This window comes from Blautia ammoniilytica (assembly GCF_025566965.1).
GTDB lineage: Bacteria > Bacillota > Clostridia > Lachnospirales > Lachnospiraceae > Blautia_A > Blautia_A ammoniilytica.
Genome location: NZ_JAOQJL010000070.1, coordinates 1 through 4,035, shown reverse-complemented (window position 1 = coordinate 4,035; position 4,035 = coordinate 1). Strand labels below are relative to the sequence as shown.

The 4,035-nt window shown below is 37.1% G+C and carries 2 protein-coding genes; both read left to right on the top strand.

Translation table 11 applies throughout. The features are described 5' to 3' along the window. Window positions 1–112: 112 nt before the first annotated feature. Entirely contained in the window at window positions 113–1,897 is a 1,785-nt protein-coding gene (locus tag OCV61_RS18270; protein ID WP_158422936.1) for a sensor histidine kinase, read from the top strand. A gap of 4 nt (window positions 1,898–1,901) precedes the next feature. After that, window positions 1,902–3,479 carry a response regulator transcription factor gene (locus OCV61_RS18265; protein ID WP_158422935.1) on the top strand — a complete coding sequence of 526 codons (1,578 nt, stop codon included), beginning with the start codon at window positions 1,902–1,904 and terminating at the stop codon, window positions 3,477–3,479. Window positions 3,480–4,035 lie beyond the last annotated feature (556 nt).

Sequence of the window (4,035 nt, the reverse complement as noted above, 5' to 3'; positions counted from 1 at the left end):
AATGATATCATCTAGCGGTACTTCGTACCGTTAAAAATGGAATAGCCGTTCCGCAGTAGCGGAACTGGCATTCCGTTTGAGCGTAATTTGCAGACGTTCATTAAGAGGGAAGATGATAGCATCATTTTGTGTGCTCTGGATATTGATTGGGTGTATTTTCCTGCTGTTCTGCAAACAAACCATCACCGATATCCAAAGGGAAAACATCCGTTATATGACTCAGTTGAATGAGAACATTAATACTCTTTTGACTACAATACTGACAAGTGCGGATCAGCTGAAAAGCATTCAGATGTATGATGAGAAGTACAAGTCTATTCTGCGAGAGAATAATCGTGAACTGCCTATTCATCAGCGCTGGGAGAATATCCAATATATGGAAAGAGCGATGAAGCATGCGGTAGAATTCAACCCGAATATTATCAGGGCGACCATTATTGCAGAGGATGAAACTTACAGTACTCTTGGTTATGTAAGTGATGAATATAGAAGCAGGATAGTTGATATAGCAGAAAAAACACAGTTGGACAGCATTGGCAAAACCGTTTACCTTGAGGTTTTTGAGGAAGAGATTGATCTTTTAAAGTATGGAGTTGTGACAATGCTGTCGTATCTATATGATTATAGTACGAAAAGATACTTGGGGCTTTTGGCAGTAGATATTAATTTCAGTACCATATGTGAAGTTCTGGATGATGGCGCAAAAAAGGCTGACAGTACAGGTATTGCAGTTTTGAATGATCATGGACTGATTTATCAGTCACCTTCATCTAAAATGTCCCTGAATGATGATCCGGAATCATTGGAACGGTTCAGAAACCAGACAAGGAATTTCCTGATGGGAAATGATACATTCCAAAGGATTAAGATAGATCAGGGATATTATTTGCTGACAGCAATACAAAATGACACCTCCGGATGGAGTATTATACAATATCAGTCTGAAAATGCTCTATACGAAAACGCATTCAACAGTATGCGTGATATCTTGTATCTGATGATTGGATTGGCAGTTGTATTTCTGGTTGTAAGTTATTTACTGGCATATTTTATAAGTCAGCCACTCAAGGTTATAGATGATACAATATCTAAAAGCAAAAACGGACATTTGGAATTGATTCCAGACAATACGGCAACATATGAGAATGACGTGGGGAGATTGATTCAGAACTACAATGAAATGGTTATTTGTATAAATGAAAGCAAAGAGAAAGAGATTGCTTCCGAGATTGCCAAGCAAAAACTGAGAATGCAGATGCTCAGATATCAGATCAATCCTCATTTTCTTTATAATACCTTAAATACCATTCATTCAATTGGCTGCATTGAAGGCATCGACAGTGTCTGCCAGGTGGCAGGCAGCCTTTCACGGATTATGCGTTACAATGTGAAAGGAGGGGAAATCGTTCAGGTTTCACAGGAATTGCAAAATGCCAGGGATTATCTGGCAATTCAAATGATTCGCTTTCAAGATATGTTTACTGTGGAATTTTTCGTGCAGGAAGGTCTTGAATCTATGAGTATGCTGAAGTTTCTGCTTCAGCCTATGCTGGAAAATGCCATTAACCATGGACTGAAAAATGTACGCACTGGTGGAAAAATTGGAATTAATGTATTCAGTGAAAAAGATGACCTGAAAATTGTGATATGGGATAATGGAAATCAAATGTCGGAACAGGATGTTACATATTGGAATCATATCTTGGAATCTGAGAATGCATCTTATGTTCCAGGAGATGAATTTGATGAGGCTGAATGGGAAACAATCGGACTTAGAAATGTAAATGCACGGATCAAAGGGTTCTATGGATCGGATTATGGTGTCCACATTGAAAAGAAAAACGGAAATACAGAGGTTTATCTGGATTTAAAAAGAATAGATTCGGAAAGGAGCTGACGGTATGGGCGCAGAGGCAGAATATAAAATGAAAATAGTAGTGGCGGATGATGAAATCCTTGCAAGAAAAGCAATTGCCAGTATGCTTTTGCGTTCAGATATTCCGATAGAAATTGTTGGAGAGTTTGATTCAGGTGCCCAGGTTCTAGATTATCTGAATAGAACGGATGGTGATGTTGACATTTTGATCACGGATATTCGGATGATGGACATTGACGGATTGGAGACATCAAGGTGCATCATGGAAAAGAAATACAGGACACAGGTGATCCTGGTATCTGGTTATGCCGAATTTTCCTATGCCAAGCAGGCAATCCAATATCAGGTAAAGGACTATCTGACAAAACCTATTGAACAGGCAGCTTTACTTGATGCAGTGGATCGTATTATCAGCAGAAAAAAACAACAGGAAATCTCCAAGAACCGTCAAAAAGAGGAAGACATCTTGGAATTTTCCAAACAACAATTATCAGTGAGACAGCTTGTATCCAATGAGAAATTACTGAATCGTTTGATTGAAAACGTGCCGGATAATAATGCCTGGCAGAAATACCGCCTTGCAGTCATTCAGATCAATGATAATAGCGAAGAACAGCAGAAGAAGATGCATGAATTACTTAAGAAATGGCAGGTGCTTCATGTAGTACAAACTGTACTTTGGCATTTTCCTACAGGCCATGAGTGGGTGCTGGTGTTATCCGATCAGTGTAAAGCCCTCTCTGAAAATGAAATTAGAATGCTGATGAACAGTATTGCGATTTATATTGGATTCCAAGTCAATTTCCGGTTTACCGTTGGAATCAGTGACATAATGAGTGGAAAATCAGAATTTATTACTGCCTATAAAAGTGCGATAGAGGCGATCAATCTGCGCTTGATAAAAGGTTGGAATGAAATCTTTTTTTATTCAGATATTGAAAATGATTCTACAGTTTTATTTACGGAAGGACAGAAAATTGGGCTGAAAAAGGAACTTCAAAAGAACAATGCTAATAGAGTAAATGAAATCGTTCATGGACTTTTTAATGATAAACGCCTTATGAATCTAAAATCCTTAGATCCTGTGTATCAGGGAATTGCAGATATATTAAGTACTATAAGCATATATTCTGCTGAAGCCGGAAACATATGGGGAAACATTGGTTTTTCTGTACAGGAAAGATCCTATGATTTGTACCGATTTTACAGTATGGGGGAATTAGAGAATTTCATTATAGGCCAATTGGAAAAATGTATGAGCGTTCCATTTGAAGAAAGCAATGATGCTTCGGGCATTGTGGATACGGTTATCAAATATGTACAAGAGAATTATCAGCAGCAGATTTCGTTACAGGATCTTGCAGAACGGCAGTTATTTATGAATGCGTCCTATCTGAGCCGGCTTTTTAAAGCTACTACAGGAGAGACTTTTTCTAAATATTTACTTACAATTCGTTTGAAGGAAGCAGCCGAATTGCTAAAAAATAGCGGTTTACGCATCAGCGAGATTGGCGAGTATGTTGGATTTAGCGACTCATCCTATTTTATTTCATGCTTTAGAAAACAGTTTCATATGACGCCCAAGGAATTCAGGCATCAGTAATAGAATAGATTTATTTACAGGTTACAAGTAATATTCTGCGAGAAAAATATAAAAAACATAATATTTTAAATTTTATAAAAAAGTGCTTGACGAATGCTTTTGGGTGTGGTAAAGTAAACAAGCTGTCGTAAGAAAATGTTTCTGGACAACTGAAAAAATAGTAAGTTTTCAGAAAATATAAAATCAATGTTGACAAATGACTGAACTTGTGATAAAGTAATTCAGTCGTTGAAACAGAATGACAGATATCAACTTCTCGAAAAAGTTTGGAAAAACTTTAAAAAAGTTATTGACAAACAAAAGAAGATATGATAAATTAAATAAGCTGTCGAGAGACAGTGAGAAACAATGAACATTGATAACTAAACAGTGAAACACATACGATTCTCGAAAATTCTTTTACACTACGATCACTTGACGAAGCGAAGCTGAGTTTAGTGAGAGTGCGGTTCGGTTTTTAAAAACCGGACTTCATTGTTTGAGTGAATGAACTTTAAAACAGTAATGACGAGAGATAACTAAGCTAGTTGGTTGTCTTGAGACATCAAACTTTATC

What these genes read in the sequence shown, in the direction of transcription:
- OCV61_RS18265 (WP_158422935.1), top strand. Translation starts at nt 1,902, where the DNA reads ATGGGCGCAGAGGCAGAATATAAAATGAAAATAGTAGTGGCGGATGAT.
- OCV61_RS18270 (WP_158422936.1), top strand. Translation starts at nt 113, where the DNA reads ATGATAGCATCATTTTGTGTGCTCTGGATATTGATTGGGTGTATTTTC.